Origin of the sequence: Nitrobacter sp. (assembly GCF_051535215.1) — a bacterium.
Lineage (GTDB): Bacteria > Pseudomonadota > Alphaproteobacteria > Rhizobiales > Xanthobacteraceae > Nitrobacter.
In genome coordinates, this window is record NZ_JBPPLY010000012.1 from 1 (window position 1) to 23146 (window position 23146).

Genomic DNA, 23146 nt, shown 5'->3' on the forward strand with positions numbered 1-23146 from the left:
TTCGAAGATTGACGGATTGCCGGGTCAAACCCGGCAATGATGTATAATCGAGATGTTTCCGTGAAAACGTGAAACGCTATGGTTACCGGAACGCCGAGAAGCGGCTGTCGAACGAGTTCCTCGACGCCACCGGCGCTGCACTCGGCGTCGGCGTAGCCGCGTCGGCGTCGATCGCGGGCTTTAACGGCGGGCGTGTCGCGACCTGCTTGGGCTTGCCTGACTTGTCAGCCGTCTTTTCCGTCCCGTGTGCTGGGCGCTTTTCCGCCAGGGCCGGACGAAGCGGAGCGGTATGTGCCGCGGGGGCAGCCGTCTTCGGCTTGGCCGAGGCCGTCTGTTTGGTTGCGGTTGCGGTCGTTGCGGTGGTGTCGGCGGTGCCGAAACCGATCTTGCGCGCAAGGTTGCTGAAAATATTGCTCGACGGGGAGGGGGCGAGCAGCGACGAGGACGGTCTCGTGGCTTCGGCCTCCGGTTCATATGGGATTGCCGCCGTTGCCGCCGCCGGATCGCGCGGCGGATTGACGGTCGGTGGAATGGTGCCGGGCGCCGTCGAGTACGCCGTGAGCTTCAGCCCGGGCTCGGCCGGATCTGACAGTCCCGTCTGCCCCTCCGGGATTTTCGCGGCGAACACGCGATTCATGCCGCCGTCGATCCCGGTGTTGAGCCTGGCCACCGGCGTCCCCTTCGAGATCAGCCTGGCAAGCTCGGTATTGTCGCGCTCCTGCTTTTCGCGCACGGCGCTCGCGATGTCGTCGGGGATCACATAGGCCGGGCACTGCGCAGAGGCGTTGAACTGCAGCGGCTTGGTCGAGCCCGAAGGGGCTACCGGATCGAACACGTATTTATGCTCGCAGAACTCGACCTTCGGCTCCTGATGGGTCACCTCGAAATGATCGTTGCCTTCCTTGATCATCTTCCAGAACGGCATGTTCGGATTGTTGCGATGCTTCGCAAGGTTCGCCGGCGTCATGTGAAACGGATAGGCCTGGAACTGAAAGGCGCGTTGTCCGCCGAAAAACGACTCGCGTCCGACCGCGTAGATCTCGGCGATCTGCTCGTCGGTCATGGCGTAGCAGCCGCGAGAGGAGCAGTCGCCATGCACCATCAGTTCGGATCCGGTGCGTCCCAGCGACTTGTCGAAGGCATTCGGATAGCCGGTATTGAACGAGAGATAGTAGGCCGAGCGCGGATTCATCTGCGCCGGCGTGATGCTGTAGAAGCCTTCCGGCGCCTGGCGGTCGCCTTCGCGGACCTTGGGGCCAAGATCGCCGGACCAGCGGCAGATCGGGTAGGTCTTGAGAAGCGCGAACTTGCCGGACCGGTTCTGCTTCCAGACCTCGAGTTCGGCTTCCTGCTTGAACAGCCGGATCAGGATCGGCGACTGCAGATCCATGTCCTTTTCGGTCATGGCGGCGACGAGCTTGGGCGGAACGGGCTGGTTGGCCTTGGCATTGCTCGCGAGCGAAGCGTCCTCGCCGTTACAGCCGGCCAGAAGCGCGGCGCCTGCCAGCAGCGCGGCCAACGTCATGATCGCACGACCGGTCGTGCGATGGATCAAAGCCGGGCGATGGATCAAAGCAAAGCTCCGCAAGCGACGGGCAAGCCTGCACCCCGAATTCATGGCGTCCGTGCCCCAAGCCATTGAATAAAATATTATCCTTAAGCCTCCGGCCCCGCAAGCCGGGCCGGCCGGGCGTGAACCATCCATGACGACGATGGTGAACGGAGGTTAAATATTCGGTACCGGGCTGAAATAGGGCGGTTCGGCGGAAGTCCATAAAAAGCCGCGATTTCGCAGCCGTCCGAGCGGCGGAGAACGGAAATGCGGTTATCCGTCACGAATCCTGGCGGGAGCGGGCGTACTCAGCCCAGTTTGCGTCCGATATCGAGGAATTTCTGACGGCGCTGTTTGCGTAGCGCGTCGCGGTCGAGATTGCGCAGATCGTTGAAGGCATCAGCAATGGCGTCGCCGGTGAGCGAGACGACTGCTGAGGGATCGCGATGGGCGCCTCCCGGCGGCTCTTTAAGGATGGCATCGATCACGCCGAACCGCAGCAGATCCTGTGCGGTGATTTTCATGTTGGTCGCGGCTTCCTGCGCCTTGCTGCCGTCCCGCCAGAGAATCGACGAGGCCGCTTCTGGCGAAATCACGCTGTAGATCGCGTGTTCAAGCATCAAAACGCGGTTGGCGGTCGCGATCGCGATGGCGCCGCCCGAGCCGCCTTCGCCGATGATGACGGCGATATTGGGAACGCCGAGCGACAGGCAGGCATCGGTCGAGCGTGCGATCGCTTCGGCCTGGCCGCGCTCCTCGGCGCCGATGCCGGGATAGGCGCCGGCGGAATCGACCAGCGACAGCACGGGAATATCGAAGCGGTCGGCCATTTCCATCAGGCGTACCGCCTTGCGATAACCTTCCGGTCGCGCCATGCCGAAATTGTGCTTCAGCCGGCTCTCGGTGGTTGCGCCTTTCTCCTGACCGATGACGCAGATGCTTTCGCCGCGGAAGCGGCCGAAGCCGCCGATCAGCGCCTCGTCCTCACCGAACTTGCGGTCTCCTGCGAGCGGCGTGAACTCGGTAATCAGGCCGTTGATGAAATCGGAGAAGTGCGGTCGCTGCGGGTGGCGCGCCACCTGGGTTTTCTGCCAGGGCGTTAGGTTGTCGTAGAGATCCTTCAGCGCCTGCGCCGCCTTGTCCTCGATGCTCGAAATCTCCTCGCCGATGTCGCTGCCGGAAGCCGCGAGTGCGCGCAGTTCGTCGATCTTGGAATCGAGTTCGGCGACAGGTTTTTCGAAATCAAGGTAGCTGCGCATGGGATCCGGCATTTCAGCAATATAGGACGAACGTGTCGGGGGACGAAAGCTATCAGCGGGAAGGACAAAAAATCCTTTAATTCAAACGCTTAAGGGGACGATGGAGGGCGGCCAAGTCGATTGTTGGCGGGAGATGCTGCGCTCTTTCGCGGGTGATGGGTGCGAAGTCAAGAGCCGGGCTGGAGAGGTCTTCCGGCCCGGAGCATCGTACGACAAAAAAACCCCGGCATTGCCGGGGCTTCGAGGTGGATCTGAGGTAGCCGGACGGTTCGGCTGCTGTGGGTCGCCGAACCGTCGGGATGAGGCCGATGCGAATCGACCTTATCAATTGCCTACAGATTAGAACTGCTGACGCGGGATGGAAGGTGGAACTTGGTCGAGGCGAGATTTGGTGCGGCCGTGTGATGGTCTGGTAACACCCGGACGCCGCCGGCGTTTCGCACGTCCGATGTCTTGAACCGCATCGTCCTGGACGAGCGGTCAGGCATCCGCCAGCGGATGCAGATCGCGCACCAGGCTCTTCAACCTTTCTTCCACGACGTGCGTGTAGATTTGCGTGGTGGAGATGTCGGTGTGGCCGAGCAGCGTCTGCACGATTCGCAAATCCGCGCCGTTATGCAGCAGATGGCTTGCGAAGGCATGTCGCAGCACGTGCGGCGAGACCAGCCGAGGTGCGAGACCAGCGGCGGCGGCCAGTTCTTTCAATTCGCGTGCGAAATGCTGCCGCGTCAGGTGGCCGCTTTCGCCGAACGAGGGGAACAGCCATTTCCGCTTTGCTGTGGCCGTCTTGCCCGCACTGCGCTGATCGTCCATTGCGGCGAGATAATCGGCCATCGCCTGCCGTGAGGCGTCGTTGAGCGGCACCAGCCGCTCCTTGTCGCCCTTGCCGCGCACCACGATCATGCGGGCGTCGCGCCGCGCGGCCGACAGCGGCAGCGAGACCAGTTCGGACACGCGAAGCCCCGTGGCGTAGAGCACTTCGAGCAGGCAATACAGCCGCGCTGCGCGCAATCGCTGGGCGGCTGAGGCATCGGGCGCGTCGATCGCAGTCTTGGCTCGCGCCAGCAGGCGATCGACGTCGGCTATCGACAGCACTTTCGGCAGGCTTCGGCCGCGCTTCGGACCCGACAGGATGGCGGCAGGATCGTCGCTCCTGATCCGTTCGCTCAGCAGAAAGCGAAACAGGTGGCGCATCGCCGAAAGACGGCGAGCGACGCTGGAAGACTTGAAGCCCCGGACGTCGAGATCACCGAGATAGTCCCGCAGGGTCTGGGTGCCGGCGGTAACGAAATTTTCGCCAGCGCGCGTCAGGAATGCGGAAAAGTCCTCGAGGTCGCGACGGTAGGCGCCAAGCGTGTTCTCGCCGGCGCCTTGCTCGGCCGCCAGCATGTCGAGGAACAGGTCGGTCAGCCTGGGGTCGGATGATTTGTCGGATGTCATGCCGCCGCCCATAGCGTTTTCGAGCGAAGTGGATACCGGTTCGCGTAAAGAAAACGCGTCAAAACGAAAAGCTGGAGCCCGGCTTTGATTCCGTCAAAGCCGGAATAGCTCTAGCAGCTATTTCTTGAGAAATTTGTCCGGATGGATGGTCACCGTCATTTCCCGAGGCGCCGGATTGACGAAATTCGCCAGCGCGAAGATCACGCCATAGCCGATCGCGCCGATCGCCGCGACGACAGTCAGGAAGCGGAGCAGGCTGGGCATTGGCGGTCCGGAACGCGATAGTGACCTTGGGACGAGCAGTGAGTACCAACATGTTCGCCGGATCGGTGCAAGAGTCTCTGGCAACCCCCTCGACGAGAGTAGTATAGCTGGCGGGAAGAGATGGTCCAATCTGACGTCGGCATCCGTTTCAGCGATCCGCCGTTCGGATGTCAGAACCGTGGGGCCAGTTCATCCACGCTTGCAACCGCGTTCCGACAGGTGTCTTTTGACGTCCGAAACCGTTTCACAGGCCAGTGCGGGTATGCCCCCGGAGAGCGCGATCGTGGCGGCGCTGGGCGGACGGTCGCTGGTGCTTGTCGGCATGATGGGAGCCGGAAAGTCCACGATCGGCCGGCGTCTTGCGACGCGCCTTGCGATGCGGTTTGTCGACGCCGATGCCGAGATCGAACTCGCCGCCGGCATGTCGATTACTGAAATTTTCGAAACCCATGGCGAGCCGCATTTCCGTGACGGCGAAGCGCGGGTGATCGCGCGGCTCCTGAGCAACGGTCCGATGGTGCTTGCCACCGGCGGCGGTGCCGTGCTGCGCGAACAAACCCGCGCGCGCATTCGCGAGCGGGCAATCTCGATCTGGCTCAAGGCGGATGCCGAAGTGATCCTGCGTCGGATCAGGCGCCGCGCCGATCGGCCTCTGCTGCAAACGGCCCATCCCGCCGCGACGATCGGGCGTCTTATCGTCGAGCGTGAGCCCCTCTATCAACTGGCGGATCTTACGATCGCATCGCGCGACGTGCCGTATGAGAGGATCGTCGATGAATGCATCGACCTGCTTCACCGCCGGCTGACCGCCGCGGACCGGCGGAACTGAAGCCGCCCGGCTCGCGACGAATGCTTGAAAGACTTTGACATCAACGGATTTGGCAACACGCGATGACTGCTTCGCTGAAAACTCCCGACCCGATCACGGTCGATGTCGCGCTCGGCGACCGTTCCTACGACATCGTCATCGGCCGGGACATTCTGCCCTCGCTCGGTGAACGGATCGCTGCGCTGCGTCCTGGCGCGCGCGTGGCGATCGTCACCGATGAATATGTTGCGACCCATTGGCTGCGGCGGACCGAGGCCTCGCTGCAAGGCGCCGGCATCGCGACATCGCGGATTGTCGTCGATGAAGGCGAGGTTTCGAAAAGTTACGAAGGCATCGAGTTCGTTTGCGAGGAACTGATCGCTGCGAAAATCGAGCGCAACGATCTCGTGGTTGCGCTCGGCGGCGGCGTGGTCGGCGATCTTGCGGGCTTTGCCGCCGCGATCGTCCGCCGTGGCGTCGATTTCGTGCAGGTGCCGACGTCGCTGCTCGCGCAGGTGGATTCCTCGGTGGGCGGCAAGACCGGCATCAACTCGCCTCAGGGCAAGAACCTGATCGGAGCGTTTCATCAGCCGATTTTGGTGGTCGCCGACACCGCCGTGCTGGATACGCTGTCGCCGCGCCAGTTCCGTGCCGGCTATGCCGAGGTTGCGAAGTACGGCCTGCTCGGCGACGAGCCGTTCTTCGCGTGGCTGGAAACCAACCATGCCGAAATCGTCAAGGGCGGCGCTGCGCGCGAACACGCGATCGCCGTCAGTTGCCGCGCCAAAGCCGCCATCGTCGCCCGCGACGAGCGCGAGACCGGCGAGCGGGCGCTGCTCAATCTCGGCCACACCTTCGGCCATGCGCTGGAAACCGCGACCGGATTTTCCGACCGGCTCTATCACGGCGAGGCGGTGTCGATCGGCATGGTGCTGGCGGCCGAACTGTCGTGCCGGTTGGACATGATCGCCGAAGCCGACGTGTCCCGTATCCAGCGGCATCTGGCGGCAGCGGGTTTGCCGACGCGGTTGCAGGACATTGCCGGTTTCAAGCAGGAAGGGCTGGCAGACGCGGACGGGCTTATGGCGCTGATGGCGCAGGACAAGAAGGTGAAGCGCGGCCGCCTCACCTTCATCTTGCTGAAAGCGATCGGCCAGGCGGTTATAACGTCAGACGTCGAACCGGCCACGGTCCGCGATTTTCTTGCCGGCAAGCTCGCAGTCGCGACTGCGTAGGACTTTCGAATCAGAGCAGTGGAATAGGCAGCGGACTCTATTCTGGATTCTGGCGTGACGCCTTTTCTTCGCGCGAACCGGTATCCACCTCGTGCGAAGACGTTATAGTCCGGCATGATCATGGGCCCCCGATGAGTTCGACGCTTCTCCAGATATTTCTTGCATCGCTGCTGCTTGCCGCCAATGCGTTTTTCGTTGCCGCCGAATTCGCGCTGGTGAAAAGCCGCGGGTTCCGCGTCAAGGCCATGGTTGAGCGCCGCGCATTCGGCGCGCGGCTCGTGCATGATATCGTCGGCAACATCGAGGCCTATCTCGCCTGCTGCCAGCTCGGCATCACCATGGCGTCCCTCGGTCTTGGCTGGGTCGGCGAGCCGACGGTGGCGGCTCTGCTCGAACCCTTGCTGCGGCCGCTCGGCATGCCGGAACCGGCGCTGCGCCTGACCTCGTTCCTCACCGGCTTTCTGGTGTTCTCGTCGCTGCATATCGTGATCGGCGAACAGGTGCCGAAGACGCTGGCAATCCGCCAGCCCGAACCCGTGTCGCAATGGATCGCCTATCCACTCCATGCGTCCTATCTGCTGTTTTTTCCACTCAACTGGCTGCTCAATTCAGCGTCGCGCGCCATCCTGCGTGCGCTTCGTGTCAAGGAAGTCTCGCAGCATGATGTATTGACCGGCGCGGAGATTGAAGGACTGGTCGGAGAATCCGCCGAGCACGGCGGAATCGAAAGCGGCGAGGCCGAATACATCCAGAATGTGTTTCGCTTCGGTGATCTCGCGGTGTCGGACGTGATGGTTCATCGCACGGCGATGGTGACGATCAATGCCGACTTGCCGCCCGAGGAACTGGTGCGCGAGGTGCTTGCCAGCGAATACACCCGCATTCCGCTCTGGCGCGACAAGCCGGAAAACATTATCGGCGTGCTTCATGCCAAGGATCTGCTGCGGGCGATCCGTGCCTCTGACGGCGACATGTCGCGCATCAACGCCAGTGCCATTGCGCTGCCGCCGTGGTTCGTGCCGGAAATGCGCCCGGTATCCGACCAGCTCAAGGCGTTTCGCCGCCGCAAGACCCACTTCGCGCTGGTGGTCGACGAATATGGCGAAGTCGAGGGCATGGTGACGCTGGAAGACGTTCTGGAGGAAATTGTCGGCGATATTTCCGACGAGCACGACGTCGTGGTGGCCGGGGTCCGGCAGCAGGCCGACGGATCGGTGGTGGTGGACGGCTCGGTGCCGATCCGCGATCTCAATCGTGCCATGAACTGGCATCTGCCGGACGAGGAGGCGACCACGATCGCGGGCCTCGTGATCCACGAGGCGCGCTCGATCCCCGAGCGCGGTCAGAATTTTACGTTTCACGGCTTTCGCTTCAGGGTTTTGCGCCGCGAGCGTAACCGCATCACGGCGCTGCGCATCCAGCCGGTGCCGCGCGGGACGGAGGCCATGGAGAACAGACCGAAGCAGGCGCGCTCGGCGACCTGACGATCGAACCTGCATGAGACTTTCGGAAGGAGGCGCAACAGCGGAGCGCGGTTGTACGGGAAGGCCGGCGGTTCAAACCCGGATAGACGGCGCGTCACGAATCGGATCTGGCGAGCGCGCGCCCTTTCTTTTTCTTCTTGCCGGGATCCTTGTCCTCGACGAATTTGACGCCGATCTCGTCGCCATTGATGCGTACGAGTTCGCAACGGCGAAAGGCCAGCCCGGTCGACGATAACAGCAGAAAGAATTCCTTGAGGTTCAGCCCTTCGATCGAATCCTTGACCTGAAGCCGCGCGCCGCTGTTCGAGATGTCCAGCAGGATGCACGGCCGTTGCCATGTTCCGTCGATTGCCATCATCAGGACGGTATAGCCCGTGGCAAACGTCACCCGGTCGGCTTTTCGGTTACCCCAACTCACAGCTTAGATGTCCGAAATGGCGACCGCCGTGTTCGGCGCGTCGGCTTTCCTCGCCGAGCCGCGCGCCGACCAGAACCGGATCGTGCGTTGCGCCGAGGACAGCGAAAGCGCCTCAAACACTTCCCGACCGTTTTCGAAGTCCTGCTTGCTCAGGGGACGGCAATGCGGGCGATTGCGCAGGATCATGCTGGTCGTCGACCAGTTCAGCCGGGCGGCCTTGCACGCGACGATCAGCCCGTCGGGACGGGGGTTTGTGATCAGCGGCTCGATCGCTTCGATTTTTACCGAATTCAAAAGCGAGAGCGCTGCGACGATGTGGATGTATTCGCCCTGCATCGCAAACCGGTTGATGGTTTGATCGCCAAGTTTTCCAGCCCGGTTCATAGCCAGGACCATCGACTCCGATTCGGTATAATCTTCCGGCACCAGGCTTGGGGCAGCGATCTGTTCGACGACGGCCCGGATCGCTTCCTGAATCTTCGCGCGCATTTCCGGCGGCGCGGCCCTGAGCAGGCGGTCGCGGACCGCGGCGCTGGCTCTTGAAAGAAGTTCGCGCAGCACCTTGAGCGGAATGTCGATCCGCAGCCCCAATTTCTCGGCGAGTGCATCGTCCTTTTCAGAGCTTTCGACCAGGGTGGCGTAGCCAAAGTCGGAGAAGCGAGCCCCCGCATTTTTGGCGAGTGCGTGGGAGACTTGCGAATCGCCGCGCCGGAGCAGGACGTCTGTCACGCCCTCGCTCAGCGAGTCGCGGTGCGAAATGGCCAGCAGGTGTTGTGGCCCACGCAGATTCGCGATCTCGATCAGGTCGCCTTCGGACAGCCGGGCGGATTTCGTCAGGACCGGGGCCGCGACGGACACTTCCTCATGATAGGCAAGCTGCCGGATGGTTTCTTTCGGAGCAGTCTTCGAACCCGAAAGCGTCGTGCCGAGTTGCGCCAGCGCCCGCGTTTCCATCTGCTCCATGAGCCGGACGAGGACGTCATCGAAAACGCCGATCTGATTTTCGTTCAGCCTGTCCGCATCGGACAGGAACAGATCGGTGACCTGGCGAAGCATCTGGAGCCGTCGCTCGGACGAGCCGCCCTTCACCGCACTTTCCAGTTCCGCGATCAGCGCCGTTGAGGCTGCTTCGGACATTGCATAATCCCAGCGAGTCAATTCCGGCGCGCTACGCTCCATTGCGTCCGCGTTCTACCGTACGACGGTGGTATTTTGCTCCGATGTTCTAAGTAGCGGGTTAATTTCCTATAAAAACAACGTCGAAATTTATCGGCGGACCGCTCGCAGGTCGTGATCGATTCCAACAATTTTTTAAGAAGGATGCGGGCGGAAAGCCGCCAAAGACTCGCTTTGTCCCGCTCCAGGATGCGCCGCTTGTGTAATCTCGAAGGATTGTTGTCGGCCAAGGCGGGGCGTTTGGCGGGCATCGTTGATGCGAAGGCGCGAGGCAGGCCGTTCTCGCTCCGATCGGGATCCGGTGGCGGATCGTCCGTCCGCCGTTCAGTGCCTCTGTTCGTCCGGTGCCAGCGCCCGGATCGCCAGCGCGTGGACGCTGCCCGCCAGTTCCTCCGCGAGCAGCGTATTGATCATGCGATGGCGATCGATCCGGCTCTTCCCTTCGAACGCCCGCGACACGATATTAACCCGGAAATGCGTTTCGCCGCCCGGCCGATGGCCGGCGTGACCCTCGTGAAGATGTGATTCGTCGGCGACGTCGAGACTCTCCGGCGTGAAAGCCTCGTTCAGTTTCTTTGCGATGTTGTCCCTGACGCTCATGCGAGCGACTTAACGCCCCTCGCTCTCGTCCGTCAATGGCGCAGGCGGTGGCGGAATAAATCCGATGTCAAGACTTGAAGCGTAAGGCGTTGCGGTGTCAAAGATGGCCATGCCGATCGATACATCGAAATTCTTCGACAGCATCCGCATCAAGCCCAGGGCCGGCCCGAAGGCTGGTGCGAAGCAACCGCGCGCACGCGAGGAAGCGGTCGCCTGCGAGTGGCCCGACTGTCAGAACCGTGGATCGCACCGCGCGCCGAAAGGCCGTGGCAATGAGCGCGGCTATTTCCATTTTTGCCTCGACCATGTCCGCGCCTACAATCAGTCCTACAATTTTTTCCAAGGCATGAATGCGGAAGCGGTCGCGCGTTATCAGAAGGATGCGCTAACCGGCCACCGTCCGACCTGGAAGATGGGCGCCAACGGCACCCGCGGCAAAGGCAAGACCGACGCCATCGATCTCGACGGGACGGCTGATCCCTTCAGCATGCTTGGCGAACTCAATGGCCGCGGAAGGTGGCGGCCCGGCCCCGGGGCGGGGTCCGAGGCCAAACCCGAGACGCGCAAGATCTTCAATGCGGAGCGTAAAGCGCTGCAGGTGATGGGACTCGGTGCCGACGCAACGCTCGAAACCGTCAAGGCCAAATACAAGATGCTGGTGAAACAGCATCACCCCGACGCCAATGGCGGTGATCGCTCGACGGAAGATCGCCTGATCGAGATCATCAAGGCCTACAACTATCTGAAGACGGTTGTGCGCGGCGCCTGATGTTTGGCAGGATCTACTTTTTCTCCAGCATCAGCGTGCCCTTTTTCTGAATGACGCTCTGAATTCCGTGGGCCAGGCTGTTGAGCAGCCACGGCAGGGTTACTTCGAGGCGGACATGGTCCTCGAACACGTCCAGAATTCCCGACACCTGCTGCTTCATGGCCGTGACGGAGAACGCCAGACGGTCGCCGCTCCACACCTCTTCGTTGACCTGGATGAACTGCGCGTACTGCGTTCGGGCGCTGCCGAGTCCCGCCTTCATCCGGCGCAGCGCTTCATCCTTGCCGAGGCGATGGGGGATGGAAACCACGAGAGGTTTGGCCATGATTGATCCAATGGTTAGCCGGTTCGTTCGGACGCGGTCTTGACGGGTAAGTTAATGCCGCGCCGGCGCCGCCGCCACCATGTCGCGGCGCCGACGATCGCGGCAATGACGATCACCGTCGGAATCCAGATGAGTTTGCCGACGTGAGTGTGGTGGGGCAGCCCGCCATATTGATGCAGCGCCGTAACTGCCAGCACGCCGGGCAAGACATGCGCGGGAGCCCAGAGCAGGATCGCCGGAATGTTCACCGCATAAAATCGCGACGGCGGCATCGCCAGCGCGCCGGCGGTGATCGGCACGAAGGCGCGGATCGGCGGCACGAACCGCGCGAAGAACACCGCGAGCGTGCCCCAGCGGTTGAAAAACGTTTCGCTTTGCGCGATCACGCCGGGATACCGGGACATCGGCCAGGAATTGAGGATTTCGCGTTTGGAGCGATGGCCGGTCCAAAACGCCGTTCCGTCGCCAAGCATGGCACCGGAGACGGCGGCGGCCAGCACCGCGGCCAGTTGAAGGTTGCCGCCGGGAATCAAAGCGCTCAGCGCGAGGATGATGGTCGAGCCCGGCACCAGCGAGCCCAGCACTGGAACCGCCTCCAGCAAGGCTGCGAGAAATATCGTGAGATAAGCGAGCCAGGCGTGGGCCGAGACGAACGCAACCAATGGGTCGATCAGTGAACTCACGAAAATCCCGCTTCCGGCGTCCCACGGGGGACAGATTTCCGGCTCCCCATTAGCACAACTCCGCAGTCGGCAACGTCCATGACGGTTGATGGTTCGGTTCCGTAGGATGTGCTTGCAGCCTCCGCTGATTCGCCAGGCGGCTCTTAAAAATCCGTCGCCAGCATATATCTTGATGATATCACAAAGGAACTTTGATCACGCAGCAGGCTTCTGCCGGGTCCCGCTCTCTGCTAAATTTCGTGCGACCCACTCATCCGCAAGCCACGCAGTCTGGTTTCGGGAGCGCGCCCGAACCTCGGAGGATTGATGACGACCGCCGCCATGACCACAACCGAAACCTCCGCAGGTTTGCCAGACATGAAGGTCTCGGTGCGGCAGGTGTTCGGGATCGACAGCGATCTCGAGGTCCCTGCCTATTCCGCGACCGATCCCCACGTGCCCGACGTCGATCCGGATTACCGCTTCGATCGTGCGACCACGCTCGCCATTCTGGCCGGTTTCGCCAGGAATCGCCGCGTCATGGTCACCGGCTTTCACGGTACCGGCAAGTCGACCCATATCGAGCAGGTGGCCGCGCGCTTGAACTGGCCCTGCGTGCGCGTCAATCTCGACAGTCACATCAGCCGGATCGATCTTGTCGGCAAGGACGCGATCGTTGTGAAGGACGGCAAGCAGGTCACCGAATTCCGCGACGGTATCCTGCCGTGGGCCTACCAGAACAACGTGGCGCTGTGTTTCGACGAATACGATGCCGGCCGTCCGGACGTGATGTTCGTGATCCAGCGCGTGCTGGAATCCTCGGGCCGCCTGACGCTGCTCGACCAGAGCCGGGTCATCAAGCCGCATCCGGCGTTCCGCCTGTTCGCAACCGCCAATACCATCGGCCTCGGCGACACCTCGGGCCTTTATCATGGCACTCAGCAGATCAACCAGGCGCAGATGGATCGCTGGAATATCGTCACCACGCTGAACTATCTGCCGCATGACAACGAGGTCGAGATCGTTCTGGCCAAGGCCAGGCATTATCGCACGCCGGAGGGCCGCGACATCGTCGGCAAGATGGTGCGGCTTGCCGATCTCACGCGCAATGCCTTCGCAAACGGCGATCTGTCCACGGTGATGAGCCCGCGCACGGTCATCACCTGGGCGGAGAACACTGAGATCTTTGACGATCTGGGCTTCGCCTTCCGCGTCACGTTCCTCAACAAGTGCGACGAGCTTGAGCGGCCGCTGGTCGCTGAATTCTACCAGCGCTGCTTCAACGTCGAGTTGGCGGAATCGGCGGTCAATGTGGCGCTGAGCTGATGATTTTTCACCTCTCCCCGCTTGCGGGGAGAGGTCGGCAAGCGAAGCGAGCCGGGTGAGGGGCTTCGCGTCACGCCATTCATTGTTGCCCCTCACCCCGACCCTCTCCCCGCAAGGAGAGGGAGAGGCGTCATGAGTACCGCACCGCCGAACAACAAGTTTCGTACCGGGCCGAAGGAAGCGCCGAGCGAGCCGTTCAAGCGCGCGGTGGCGTCCTGCCTGCGCGCGATCGCCCGGCGGCCTGAACTCGAGGTGACGTTTGCGGTCGAGCGGCCCGGCCTGTCGCCGGGCAAGGCGCGATTGCCGGAGCCCGGCCGCAAAATGAGCAAGCGCGACGCGGCCGTCGTGCGGGGACACGCGGATTCCATCGCGCTGAAGATCGCCTGCCACGATCCGAAAGTGCATCGCAAGCTGATGCCGGGCAATCCGCAGGCGCGCGGCGTATTCGATGCGGTGGAGCAGGCGCGGGTCGAGGCCATCGGCTCCCGCCGGATGACAGGTGTCGCGAAGAATCTCACCGCCATGCTCGATGACCATTTCCATCGTGGCAAGTTTGACGAGATCACCGACATCGCCGATGCGCCGTTGTCGGATGCGCTGGCGATGCTGGTGCGCGAACGGCTGACCGGGCTCGCACCGCCGGCCGCCGCGCGCAAGATGGTCGATCTGTGGCGTCCGTATCTGGAAGACAAGATCGGCACGCGGCTGGATCAGCTCAGTCGCCTGACCGAGGATCAGGCAAAGTTTGGCGACGTGGTGCACGACCTGCTGTCGGAGCTCGATCTCGGCGACGACACCAGCGCCGAGGCCGACAGGGACGAGAACCAGGACGACAACCGCGAAAGCGAAAGCGATCAGGCCGGGGCTGAGGGTTCGCCCGACAGCGATGCCGTGCAGGAGATGAGCGCGGATCAGGCGCAGGAGACCAGCGACGAGCTGTCGGACAGCGCGGTCGAAAGCGCGCAGGCTTCCGCGAGCGATACTTTCGACGACGGTGAACTCGGCGACGACGAAACGCCGGGCGAGGCGACGCGGCCGAATGCCAGGGGCGCCAACGAGCCGCGGGGTCCGGAATATCATGCTTTCGCGCCGAAGTTTGACGAGGTAATCGCAGCGGAAGACCTTTGCGATCATGACGAACTGGAACGGCTGCGCAGCTACCTCGACAAGCAGCTCGCGCACCTGCAGGGCATCGTGGCTCGGCTCGCCAACCGCCTGCAGCGCCGTCTGATGGCGCAGCAGAACCGCGCCTGGGAGTTCGATCTGGAGGAAGGCATTCTCGATCCGGCGCGGCTGTCGCGCATCGTGATCGATCCCTATCAACCGCTGTCCTTCAAGCACGAGAAGGAGGCGACCTTCCGCGACACCGTGGTGACGCTGCTGCTCGACAATTCCGGCTCGATGCGCGGGCGTCCCATTACGGTGGCCGCGACCTGCGCCGACATCCTGGCGCGCACGCTGGAGCGCTGCGGCGTCAAGGTGGAAATTCTCGGCTTCACGACGCGGGCCTGGAAAGGCGGGCAATCGCGTGAAGCGTGGCTCGCCGCCGGCAAGCCGGCAACGCCGGGCCGTCTCAACGATCTGCGTCACATCATCTACAAGGCCGCCGATGCTCCCTGGCGGCGCTCGCGGAAGAACCTCGGCCTGATGATGCGCGAGGGCCTGCTCAAGGAGAACATCGACGGCGAGGCACTGGACTGGGCGCACAAGCGGCTGCTTGCGCGCGGCGAACAGCGCAAGATCCTGATGATGATCTCGGACGGCGCGCCGGTCGACGATTCCACGCTGTCGGTTAATCCCGGCAACTATCTCGAGCGCCACCTGCGCTGGGTGATCGAGGAAATCGAGACCCGTTCGCCGGTCGAATTGATCGCGATCGGCATTGGCCACGACGTGACGCGCTACTATCGCCGCGCGGTGACCATCGTTGATGCGGAAGAACTCGGCGGCGCCATCACCGAACAGCTCGCCGAACTGTTCAGCGAGACGCACGATCCGCCGGCGCCGGTGCGGCGGCCGCGCAAGCTGCATTCGTAGACGTTTTGCTACGGCCGTGTCCCGAGCGCGACGCAACGTCCTCAGCGCGCTCACGCGCGTCTTCGATGCGGCATGGCGTTGCTTCGCAGACCCGGGACCGTTACACATTCAGCCTTTGTGGCGGTTCCCCAGCGTGGCATAAGAATTCCACGTTGCGTCCGGGACACGTCGCCGAAAGATGGTCCTCTCAGCGATGGTTCCGTTGATCGATCGCCGCCGCTTGCTGATTCTGACGGCAACGTGCCTCGTGTTGACGTATCCCGTCGCCGCCCGCGCGCAATTTGCAACGCACCCTCGGACGCAGCCGCCACCCGACGAACTGACGCCGCCGGCGCCGGTGTCGATCACCGTGAATGCGCGGCCGATTCCCTCCTTCGACCTGCGCGACCGCTCGCGCACACGCTTCGGCGCGCTCGCCTTTCGCAGCGGCCTGGTCCTGACCTCGTCGTTTCCCGGCTTCGGAGGATTGTCGAGCTTGCGTGTTGATCCGAAAGGGCGGCAATTCATCTCGGCGAGCGACAAGGGCACCTGGATCACCGGACGCATCGTCTATGGGACCGCCGGCGAGATGACCGGGCTGGCCGATGTTGAAGCCGCGCCGATGCTGGGTCACGACGGCAAGCCGATCACTGCGCACGGCCGTTTCGACACCGAGTCGATCGCGCTCGACGGATCGTTCGTCTATGTCGGCATCGAGCGCGTCAACCGCATCATGCGGTTCGATTTCGCCAAGGACTTCACGCGCGCCCGCGGCGAGGATGTCGAGACGCCGCCGGCCGTGCGCAGGCTGCCGTTCAACCGAGGGCTGGAGGCGCTGGTGGTCGTTCCACCTGGCAGGCCGCTCGGCGGGACGCTGATGGCGATCTCGGAGCGCGGCCTCGATGCCGGCCGTAATATCGTGGCGTTCCTGATCGGTGGGCCATCGCCGGGCCAGTTCTCGATCCGCCGCACCGACAATTTCGACATCAGCGATGCCTGCCTGCTGCCCACCACCGGCGACCTGTTGATCCTCGAACGCAAATTCTCGCTGACCGGTGGCATCGGCATCCGCATCCGCCGCATTGCGATGACAGCGGTCGCGCCCGGCGCGCTGGTGGACGGCCCCTCGATTTTCGACGCGGATCTCGGGCAGGAGATCGACAATTTTGAAGGGCTGGACGCGTTCGTCAACGACAACGGCGACGTCGTCGTGACGCTTGTGTCCGACGACAATTTTTTGCTGATCCAGCGCACGCTGCTGCTGCAGTTTACGCTGGTCGAATAGACGGGGCGACCGGCGCTCCAACCATGACTTGGATGTCAGGATCAAGCCACTAGAAGGAGCCGCAAGTTTGTCAGTCTCAACGCCATCGTCCAGCAATTCGTCGGGCAAAACAGCTTTCGTGTTCGCGGGCGGAGGGAGTTTCGGCGCCATCCAGGTCGGGATGATGTATGCACTCGCCGCGCACGGCATCGCCGCCGACATTGTGGTTGGATCGAGCGTCGGGGCCTTGAACGGCGCCTATTACGCAGGCGTTCCAACCCTCGACGGTGTGAAGCGTCTCGCGGAAATCTGGCGCAGCCTGAGCCGTCGGGACGTATTTCCGGTCTCGGTCATGACCCTGCTCGGGTTTCTCTGGCGGCGGGATTTTCTGATCTCACATGAGGGCGTGCGCAAGCTGATCGACGATCACCTGCCTTACAAAAATCTTCAGGATGCGAAGCTGCCGGTGCATATCGTCACCACCAATATCCTGACCGGCGGCGCCGTCGTGCTCTCCGAAGGCTCGGCCACCGAGGCGATCGTGGCGAGCACGTCGATTCCCGGCGTGTTCGCGCCGGTCCGCTACAGGAAGATGTTTCTCGCGGACGGCGCGATCTCGAGCAACACGCCGATCAGGGTCGCTCTCGAGAAGGGCGCGCGGCGCCTCATCATTCTGCCGACCGGAACGGCATGCGCTGGCGAGGTGCCGCCGAAGGGCGCTGTCGCCAACGTGCTTCATGCGGTGACGCTGCTGATCGCGCGGCAGATGGTCGACGATCTGGAATATATCGATCCGTCGATCGAGTATCATGTCGTGCCGCCGCTCTGCCCGCTGGTCGGCTCGCCCTATGATTTTTCGCGCACCGAAGAACACATCGAACGTGCAACCCGGAAGACCGAACGGTGGATCGCAGCAGGCGGGCTCGAACAGCGCGGCGTGCCCGGCGAATTGCGGCCTCACGAGCATTGAGCGTGACAGCCTATTGCGTGAAGACCGCGGCGCGTCCGCAAAAGCAAAAGCCGGGTTCGGCTTGCGCGATCCCGGCCCTGTATGTTTTCGCGACGACGATGAGCGCGAGCGACCGATCGCTCGCCGTGTCAGCCGGCTTTGGCCTGCTTCTTCTCGATCTGGCGCTTGATCTCGATCGCTTTCAGCGACAGCTCCGAGTCCTTCGCCTTCAGCAGGAAGGCATCGAAGCCGCCGCGATGGTCGACGCTCTTCAGCGCGTTGGTCGATACGCGCAGCCGCACCGGGCGGGCCAGCGCTTCGGACAGAAAGGTGACGTTCACCAGGTTCGGCAGGAAACGCCGCTTGGTCTTGATGTTGGAATGGCTGACCCGGTGGCCCACCAGGGGAGCCTTAGCCGTCAGTTCGCAGCGCCGCGACATGGCGAAAATCCTCTGTCGTCCCCGGCATCGACCCTCAGGGCGGGCTCGGGGGTTCGAAATCGCGTCCATTTCAGGAACAGCGGACGTATAGGAGGAGAGCGGCGGGGCGTCAAGGCATGGAGGGCCGAAGTCGGGTCGTTTGCGATGCAAATGAACGCCAACTGCTTCATTCAGGCCTGTTTTCGGCGAACCGTCGCCCGTCCCTCCATCATATAAAGGGCGCAATCCGTATCGACATCATGGCGCTCGACCGACCGGCTGAGAGCCGGATTTGCAAGCCGCGTGAACCCGCAACGTGACGTGCAGGACCATCCCTTAAGTGAGCTTATCCCGAATGTGGTTGTCCCGGTCGATGCCCGCTTTGGTCCGGACTCCGGCCGCCACATCTTTCGTACTTCTTGCCGCGATGTTGGCGATGGCTGCTCCGGCGGCCGCGCAGGGCAAGCTGGAGGCTCACTACGACGTCACTTTGGCCGGGATTCTCGTGGGAACCGGCGCCTGGGCGGTCGACATCTCCGATGACCAATATTCGGCCGCCGCGAGCGGCGGCACCACCGGACTCCTCAAGGCATTTGCCCACGGCACCGGCAGCGGCAGTTCACAGGGTCGCATCGTCAACGGCGCGCTCGCTCCCGTGACCTATACCGCCACCATCTCGTCGTCGAAGAAGTCCGAGACCATCCGCATGTCGCTGGCCGGCGGCAACGTGAAGGATTTCGTCATCGAGCCGACCCCACCGGTGGATACCAAGCGTACTCCGGTCACCGACGCGCATAAGCGGGGCGTGCTCGATCCGATGAGCGCCACGCTGCTGCGCGTGCCCGGCACCGCCGATCCGCTCGGTCCGGAAGCCTGCCATGCCGCGACCGGGGTCTTCGACGGCCGCATGCGCTACGACCTGCGCCTCGATTTCAAGCGCATGGAAACGGTGAAGTCGGAAAAGGGCTATCATGGCCCGGCGGTGGTCTGCGCAATCTATTTCGCGCCGATCGCCGGCTACGTCCCCGACCGCCTTGCGATCAAATATCTCGCCGCCCGGCGCGACATGGAAATCTGGCTGGCGCCGATCGCCGGTACGCGGGTGCTGGTGCCCTATCGTCTGACGATACCGACGCCGCTCGGCACCGGCAAGCTGGAGGCGACCCAGTTCATCACGACCGCGACGCCGAAAGCCGCAGCGAAGGCGCAATAGCAGCAACCCCGCACTGATCGTGCGCTGCTTTGAAATGGAACGACCGATTACCGAGAGAGTTTCGGAATGCGCCCTCGATCATCTTGCACGCATCCCGCAAACCAATATCCGCCTATATGCGCCGCGCTCTTCGGAATCCTGTTGACTCCTGCCGCGGAATTCGTGCGCCCTCCAGATTCATAATTTGGGAGAAATAACCGCTCTTGTTGATGGCTATAGAACTTGATCTAGTTGCCGCATGTCGACCTGAACGCGAGATGTTGCGGTGAACGAACCCGGAGAAGAGGAGAGTCAGCGATTCGGGCGCGATTCGTTCCGGACTCGTTCCAAAGTTTAAGCCGCGGCCCTCCAGGCGTCGCATTGTGAAACACATCGGATCCCGGCGGTCCGATTCGAACATTTGCGTCCGTTCTCAGCAGGTGCTTGCGCAATGGTAGGAACCATAGGACCACCAGCAAATGTGGGATTTGGTGGAGGTTGGATTTGACACTTGCCTTCCGGATTCGCGGCCGGGCACGTCGCGAACGTCAAATACGCTCCACTAGCGCTGTGAAAACCCTCGGAAAATATGGCCTTTTCATCTTCGATATCTCCGCCCGGCAATGACCGCGCGCCCGGTGCGGGCGTAACGGCGGTGCTTGGCCCGACCAATACCGGGAAGACCCATCTCGCCATCGAGCGGATGCTGGCGCATTCCTCGGGAGTTATCGGCCTGCCGCTGCGGCTGCTCGCCCGCGAGGTCTACAACAAGATTGCCGACCGCGCCGGTGTGGATTCGGTCGCGCTGATCACCGGCGAGGAGAAGATCAAGCCGTCGAAGCCGCGCTTCTGGGTCTCGACCGTCGAAGCGATGCCGCGCGACCTCGACGTCTCGTTCCTCGCCGTCGATGAAATCCAGATTGCCGCCGATCTGGAGCGCGGCCATGTGTTCACCGACCGCATTCTGCACCGGCGTGGCCGCGACGAGACGCTGCTGCTCGGCGCTGCGACCATGCGTCCGATCATCGAGCGGCTTTTGCCCGGCGCGAGCATCATCACCCGTCCCCGGCTGTCGCAACTTGAATTCGCCGGCGACCGCAAGATCACGCGGCAGCCGCGCCGCACCGCCATCGTCGCCTTTTCAGCGGACGAAGTCTACGCCATCGCCGAACTGATCCGCCGCCAGCACGGCGGCGCGGCGGTGGTACTGGGATCGCTCAGCCCGCGCACCCGCAATGCGCAGGTCGCGCTGTTTCAGTCCGGCGACGTCGATTATCTCGTCGCCACCGATGCGGTCGGCATGGGCCTCAATCTCGACGTCGATCACGTCGCCTTCGCTTCCGACCGAAAATATGACGGCTACCAGTTTCGCAGGCTGAATCCGGCTGAGTTCGCACAGATCGCCGGTCGCGCCGGCCGCGCCACGCGCAACGGCACCTTCGGCACCACCGGACGCTGCGCGCCGTTCGAGCCCGAACTCGTCAACGCGTTGCAGAACCATACTTTCGAGGCCGTCAGGACGCTGCAGTGGCGCAATTCCGATCTCGACTTCTCCTCGCTCGGCGCCTTGCAGGTATCGCTGGCGCTGACGCCCTCGCACGAGGCGCTGACCCGCGCGCCGATTGCCGAGGATCTGCGCGTGCTCGATCACGCCGCGCGCGATGTCGACGTGCGCGCCATGGCGCAGGGCGCGGCGGCCGTGGAGAGACTGTGGGACGCCTGCCAGATTCCGGATTACCGCAAGGTCGCGCCGGCCGCCCACGCCGAACTGGTGACGACGTTATTCGGCTTCCTGATGCGCAATGGCCGCGTTCCTGACGACTGGTTCGCCGCTCAGGTCGCGCAGGCCGATCGTACCGACGGCGGTATCGACACTTTGTCGGGGCGGATTGCGCAAATCCGGACCTGGACCTTCGTCGCCAACCGGCCGGACTGGCTCGCCGACCCCGACCACTGGCAGGGAATTTCGCGCGAGGTCGAAAATAAATTGTCTGATGCGCTGCACCAAAGGCTCACTGAGCGTTTCGTTGATCGCCGGACCAGTGTATTGATGCGCCGCCTGCGGGAAAACACGATGTTGGAAACGGAAATCGGCAAGACCGGCGAGGTGATCGTAGAGGGCCATGTCATCGGTCGTCTCGACGGCTTTACGTTCGCGCCCGATGCGACTGAAGCCGGCTCGGAAGCCAAGGCGTTGCAGGCGATCGCGCAAAAGGCGCTGGCCGGTGAAATCGAAGCGCGCGCAGAAAAGCTGTCCGCCGCGCCGGACGATCAGTTCGTGCTGACCTCGGACGGCACCATCCGCTGGACCGGAGACGCCGTGGCGCGGCTGGTTGCCGCCGACGACGTATTGCGTCCTCGGATCCGGATCATTTCCGACGAGCGGCTCACCGGCGCTCCGCGCGATGCGGTGCAGGCCCGGCTCGACCTGTGGCTGAAAACTCACGTCGAGAAATTGCTGGGACCGCTGTTCGAACTGACCAAGGCCGAGGATGTCACCGGCATCGCGCGCGGCATCGCATTCCAGTTGATCGAGGCGCTCGGCGTGCTGGAGCGGTCGAAGATCGCCACCGAGATGAAAGATCTCGATCAGCCCTCGCGCGCATCCTTGCGTAAATATGGCGTGCGCTTCGGCGCCTATCACATCCATTTCCCGGCGCTCCTGAAACCGGCGGCGCGAGCGCTGGCCTCGCTGTTGTGGGCGCAGAAGCAGGACAATGTCGATCTGTCGGCGCTGTCGAGCGCGCAGCATCTGGCTGCCAGCGGCCGCACTTCGTTCCCGGCCGACAAACTGCTCAATCAGGACGCCTATCGTGCCCTTGGCTATCGGCAATGCGGCGAGCGGGTGGTTCGCGTCGATATCCTCGAGAGACTGGCTGATCTGATCCGTCCCGCGCTGGCGTGGCGGAAAGGTGCCCTCGGCGTCATGCCGGCCGGTGCATTCGACGGCCGTGGCTTCGTTGTGACCCAGGCGATGACGTCGCTCGTCGGCACCGCCGGCGAGGAATTCGCCTCCATCCTGCGGGCGCTCGGCTATCGCATGGAGCGTTGTCCGGCGCCTCCACCCGTGACAGAACCCGTTCCGGCGATTGAGGGCGCGGAGGCGACGTCCGCCGAGGTGTCGGAGCGCGTGCCGGAGGAATCGACTGTGCCGGACGCCATGCCCGAAGGGCAGGGAGTTGCGTCGGAGGGCACGGGTGCGCCCGATCCCGGATTGGTTGCGGAGCCAGCGCTAACGGCGGATGCGGGGTCGTCGGAGGCGATCGCTACGGAGGCCGAAGCCGCTGGTACGGCCGAGGATATGCAGGCGACGGTGTCGTCCGACGCTGCGGTCCTGCCGGCTTCCGAGGCTCCTGAACCCGCACCCTCTGATTCTGCGCAAGCCGAATCGGGCGCCGTTGACGCCGGGAGTGCGCCGGAGGGCGAGACATCCGCCGCGAGCGCCGCGGATGTCGCTGCAAGTGACGTCGAGCCGGCGACGGTCGAGGTCTGGCGGCCAGGCGGTCGTCCTGCCGACCGGCGTCCGCGCCACGATCGCACCCGCCATCGCCGGCATCAGGCGGGGCAGGATGGCGCGCAACAATCCGCGGCCGCGGATGGCGAAGCGGGCGAGGGGGCGCAGGGACGCGAGCGGCCTGGGCGGGGACGCCGCAGGTCATATGTCGATGCACCAGCCGGAGCCGGGTCCGCCGGGAGCGAGCGCGCGCCCGGCGGTGAGTCGCGCGAGGGCAAAGGACGTCCACCGCGCGAGCGTTTCCAGGGTAAGGGTCGGGATCGGGACAGAGACAGGGATCAGGACAAGGGCCGGTTTCAGGGTTCGCGCAAGGGGGGCCGCGAGGGACGTTCGGACGCCGGGCCCTCGCACCGCCCCTACGCCAGCAGTGCGCCGCGCGAGCGCGAGCGAGCGCTGGATCCGAATTCGCCGTTTGCGAAACTCGCTGCGCTCAAGGACCAGCTTGCCGGCCGCAAGGAGTGATCGCGCAGGCGA

20 protein-coding genes are annotated in these 23146 nt (G+C 63.3%); 10 read left to right on the top strand and 10 right to left on the bottom strand.

Annotated elements, in window-relative coordinates; translation table 11 throughout:
• Positions 1-82: 82 nt before the first annotated feature.
• The 4 genes from ACS3WB_RS11895 to ACS3WB_RS11910 form a co-directional block, all read right to left on the bottom strand.
• Complete coding sequence (locus tag ACS3WB_RS11895) at positions 83-1555, bottom strand: L,D-transpeptidase family protein (protein ID WP_438275841.1); 1473 nt, start codon at positions 1553-1555, stop codon at positions 83-85.
• A gap of 305 nt (positions 1556-1860) precedes the next feature.
• A complete protein-coding gene (locus ACS3WB_RS11900) occupies positions 1861-2823 on the bottom strand; it encodes an acetyl-CoA carboxylase carboxyltransferase subunit alpha (protein ID WP_438275772.1) in 963 nt (320 codons plus the stop codon).
• A 468-nt stretch (positions 2824-3291) separates the two neighbouring features.
• The gene (xerD, locus tag ACS3WB_RS11905) at positions 3292-4251 is read right to left on the bottom strand and encodes a site-specific tyrosine recombinase XerD (RefSeq protein ID WP_438275773.1); all 960 of its coding nucleotides are present in this window, start codon (positions 4249-4251) and stop codon (positions 3292-3294) included.
• A gap of 117 nt (positions 4252-4368) precedes the next feature.
• The gene (locus tag ACS3WB_RS11910) at positions 4369-4515 is read right to left on the bottom strand and encodes a histidine kinase (RefSeq protein WP_438275774.1); all 147 of its coding nucleotides are present in this window, start codon (positions 4513-4515) and stop codon (positions 4369-4371) included.
• A 226-nt stretch (positions 4516-4741) separates the two neighbouring features.
• On the opposite strand from ACS3WB_RS11910, the gene ACS3WB_RS11915 reads away from it, so the two are divergent.
• From ACS3WB_RS11915 to ACS3WB_RS11925, 3 genes are all read left to right on the top strand, one after another.
• Positions 4742-5344 (top strand): shikimate kinase, encoded by a 603-nt coding sequence (locus ACS3WB_RS11915; RefSeq protein ID WP_438275775.1) that lies wholly within the window; start codon positions 4742-4744, stop codon positions 5342-5344.
• Between the two features lie 62 nt (positions 5345-5406).
• A complete protein-coding gene (aroB, locus tag ACS3WB_RS11920) occupies positions 5407-6558 on the top strand; it encodes a 3-dehydroquinate synthase (RefSeq protein ID WP_438275776.1) in 1152 nt (383 codons plus the stop codon).
• 131 nt (positions 6559-6689) lie between these two features.
• A complete protein-coding gene (locus ACS3WB_RS11925) occupies positions 6690-8042 on the top strand; it encodes a hemolysin family protein (protein ID WP_438275777.1) in 1353 nt (450 codons plus the stop codon).
• Between the two features lie 94 nt (positions 8043-8136).
• On the opposite strand, the gene ACS3WB_RS11930 is transcribed toward ACS3WB_RS11925, so the two are convergent.
• From ACS3WB_RS11930 to ACS3WB_RS11940, 3 genes are all read right to left on the bottom strand, one after another.
• Positions 8137-8460 carry a PilZ domain-containing protein gene (locus tag ACS3WB_RS11930; protein WP_438275778.1) on the bottom strand — a complete coding sequence of 108 codons (324 nt, stop codon included), beginning with the start codon at positions 8458-8460 and terminating at the stop codon, positions 8137-8139.
• Between the two features lie 3 nt (positions 8461-8463).
• Positions 8464-9597, bottom strand: a complete 1134-nt coding sequence (locus ACS3WB_RS11935) for a DUF2336 domain-containing protein (protein ID WP_438275779.1) — start codon at positions 9595-9597, stop codon at positions 8464-8466.
• A gap of 363 nt (positions 9598-9960) precedes the next feature.
• Complete coding sequence (locus tag ACS3WB_RS11940; RefSeq protein WP_438275780.1) at positions 9961-10236, bottom strand: BolA family protein; 276 nt, start codon at positions 10234-10236, stop codon at positions 9961-9963.
• A gap of 109 nt (positions 10237-10345) precedes the next feature.
• Between ACS3WB_RS11940 and ACS3WB_RS11945 the strand changes: the two genes are divergently transcribed.
• Positions 10346-11005, top strand: coding sequence for a J domain-containing protein (locus ACS3WB_RS11945; protein ID WP_438275842.1), 660 nt, complete (start codon positions 10346-10348; stop codon positions 11003-11005).
• 13 nt (positions 11006-11018) lie between these two features.
• Here the strand turns inward: ACS3WB_RS11945 and ACS3WB_RS11950 are convergent, their stop codons facing one another.
• Together ACS3WB_RS11950 and ACS3WB_RS11955 are read right to left on the bottom strand one after the other, a co-directional pair.
• Positions 11019-11330 carry a polyhydroxyalkanoic acid system family protein gene (locus ACS3WB_RS11950; protein WP_438275781.1) on the bottom strand — a complete coding sequence of 104 codons (312 nt, stop codon included), beginning with the start codon at positions 11328-11330 and terminating at the stop codon, positions 11019-11021.
• Positions 11331-11344: 14 nt separating this feature from the next.
• Positions 11345-12013, bottom strand: a complete 669-nt coding sequence (locus ACS3WB_RS11955; protein WP_438275782.1) for a DedA family protein — start codon at positions 12011-12013, stop codon at positions 11345-11347.
• A 306-nt stretch (positions 12014-12319) separates the two neighbouring features.
• Between ACS3WB_RS11955 and cobS the strand changes: the two genes are divergently transcribed.
• The 4 genes from cobS (at position 12320) to ACS3WB_RS11975 (ending at position 17568) form a co-directional block, all read left to right on the top strand.
• On the top strand, positions 12320-13318 hold the full coding sequence (cobS, locus tag ACS3WB_RS11960) for a cobaltochelatase subunit CobS (RefSeq protein WP_438275783.1): 999 nt from the start codon (positions 12320-12322) through the stop codon (positions 13316-13318).
• Positions 13319-13450: 132 nt separating this feature from the next.
• The gene (gene cobT / locus ACS3WB_RS11965; protein ID WP_438275784.1) at positions 13451-15355 is read left to right on the top strand and encodes a cobaltochelatase subunit CobT; all 1905 of its coding nucleotides are present in this window, start codon (positions 13451-13453) and stop codon (positions 15353-15355) included.
• A 178-nt stretch (positions 15356-15533) separates the two neighbouring features.
• A complete protein-coding gene (locus tag ACS3WB_RS11970) occupies positions 15534-16619 on the top strand; it encodes an esterase-like activity of phytase family protein (RefSeq protein WP_438275785.1) in 1086 nt (361 codons plus the stop codon).
• Between the two features lie 67 nt (positions 16620-16686).
• On the top strand, positions 16687-17568 hold the full coding sequence (locus ACS3WB_RS11975; RefSeq protein WP_438275786.1) for a patatin-like phospholipase family protein: 882 nt from the start codon (positions 16687-16689) through the stop codon (positions 17566-17568).
• A 128-nt stretch (positions 17569-17696) separates the two neighbouring features.
• Here ACS3WB_RS11975 and rpmB read toward each other — a convergent pair whose 3' ends face one another.
• The gene (gene rpmB, locus ACS3WB_RS11980; RefSeq protein WP_438275787.1) at positions 17697-17987 is read right to left on the bottom strand and encodes a 50S ribosomal protein L28; all 291 of its coding nucleotides are present in this window, start codon (positions 17985-17987) and stop codon (positions 17697-17699) included.
• A 334-nt stretch (positions 17988-18321) separates the two neighbouring features.
• On the opposite strand from rpmB, the gene ACS3WB_RS11985 reads away from it, so the two are divergent.
• Both ACS3WB_RS11985 and ACS3WB_RS11990 read left to right on the top strand, forming a co-directional pair.
• Complete coding sequence (locus ACS3WB_RS11985) at positions 18322-19179, top strand: DUF3108 domain-containing protein (RefSeq protein WP_438275788.1); 858 nt, start codon at positions 18322-18324, stop codon at positions 19177-19179.
• 568 nt (positions 19180-19747) lie between these two features.
• Positions 19748-23134: a helicase-related protein gene (locus tag ACS3WB_RS11990; protein WP_438275789.1), complete on the top strand. Its 3387-nt coding sequence runs from the start codon at positions 19748-19750 to the stop codon at positions 23132-23134.
• The last annotated feature ends 12 nt before the right edge of the window (positions 23135-23146 follow it).

What these genes read in the sequence shown, in the direction of transcription:
- ACS3WB_RS11925 (WP_438275777.1), top strand. Translation starts at nt 6,690, where the DNA reads ATGAGTTCGACGCTTCTCCAGATATTTCTTGCATCGCTGCTGCTTGCC.
- xerD (WP_438275773.1), bottom strand. Translation starts at nt 4,251, where the DNA reads ATGACATCCGACAAATCATCCGACCCCAGGCTGACCGACCTGTTCCTC.
- ACS3WB_RS11945 (WP_438275842.1), top strand. Translation starts at nt 10,346, where the DNA reads ATGCCGATCGATACATCGAAATTCTTCGACAGCATCCGCATCAAGCCC.
- ACS3WB_RS11990 (WP_438275789.1), top strand. Translation starts at nt 19,748, where the DNA reads ATGGCCTTTTCATCTTCGATATCTCCGCCCGGCAATGACCGCGCGCCC.
- ACS3WB_RS11900 (WP_438275772.1), bottom strand. Translation starts at nt 2,823, where the DNA reads ATGCCGGATCCCATGCGCAGCTACCTTGATTTCGAAAAACCTGTCGCC.
- cobS (WP_438275783.1), top strand. Translation starts at nt 12,320, where the DNA reads ATGACGACCGCCGCCATGACCACAACCGAAACCTCCGCAGGTTTGCCA.
- aroB (WP_438275776.1), top strand. Translation starts at nt 5,407, where the DNA reads ATGACTGCTTCGCTGAAAACTCCCGACCCGATCACGGTCGATGTCGCG.
- ACS3WB_RS11950 (WP_438275781.1), bottom strand. Translation starts at nt 11,330, where the DNA reads ATGGCCAAACCTCTCGTGGTTTCCATCCCCCATCGCCTCGGCAAGGAT.
- ACS3WB_RS11985 (WP_438275788.1), top strand. Translation starts at nt 18,322, where the DNA reads ATGTGGTTGTCCCGGTCGATGCCCGCTTTGGTCCGGACTCCGGCCGCC.
- ACS3WB_RS11935 (WP_438275779.1), bottom strand. Translation starts at nt 9,597, where the DNA reads ATGTCCGAAGCAGCCTCAACGGCGCTGATCGCGGAACTGGAAAGTGCG.
- cobT (WP_438275784.1), top strand. Translation starts at nt 13,451, where the DNA reads ATGAGTACCGCACCGCCGAACAACAAGTTTCGTACCGGGCCGAAGGAA.
- rpmB (WP_438275787.1), bottom strand. Translation starts at nt 17,987, where the DNA reads ATGTCGCGGCGCTGCGAACTGACGGCTAAGGCTCCCCTGGTGGGCCAC.
- ACS3WB_RS11970 (WP_438275785.1), top strand. Translation starts at nt 15,534, where the DNA reads ATGGTCCTCTCAGCGATGGTTCCGTTGATCGATCGCCGCCGCTTGCTG.
- ACS3WB_RS11940 (WP_438275780.1), bottom strand. Translation starts at nt 10,236, where the DNA reads ATGAGCGTCAGGGACAACATCGCAAAGAAACTGAACGAGGCTTTCACG.
- ACS3WB_RS11910 (WP_438275774.1), bottom strand. Translation starts at nt 4,515, where the DNA reads ATGCCCAGCCTGCTCCGCTTCCTGACTGTCGTCGCGGCGATCGGCGCG.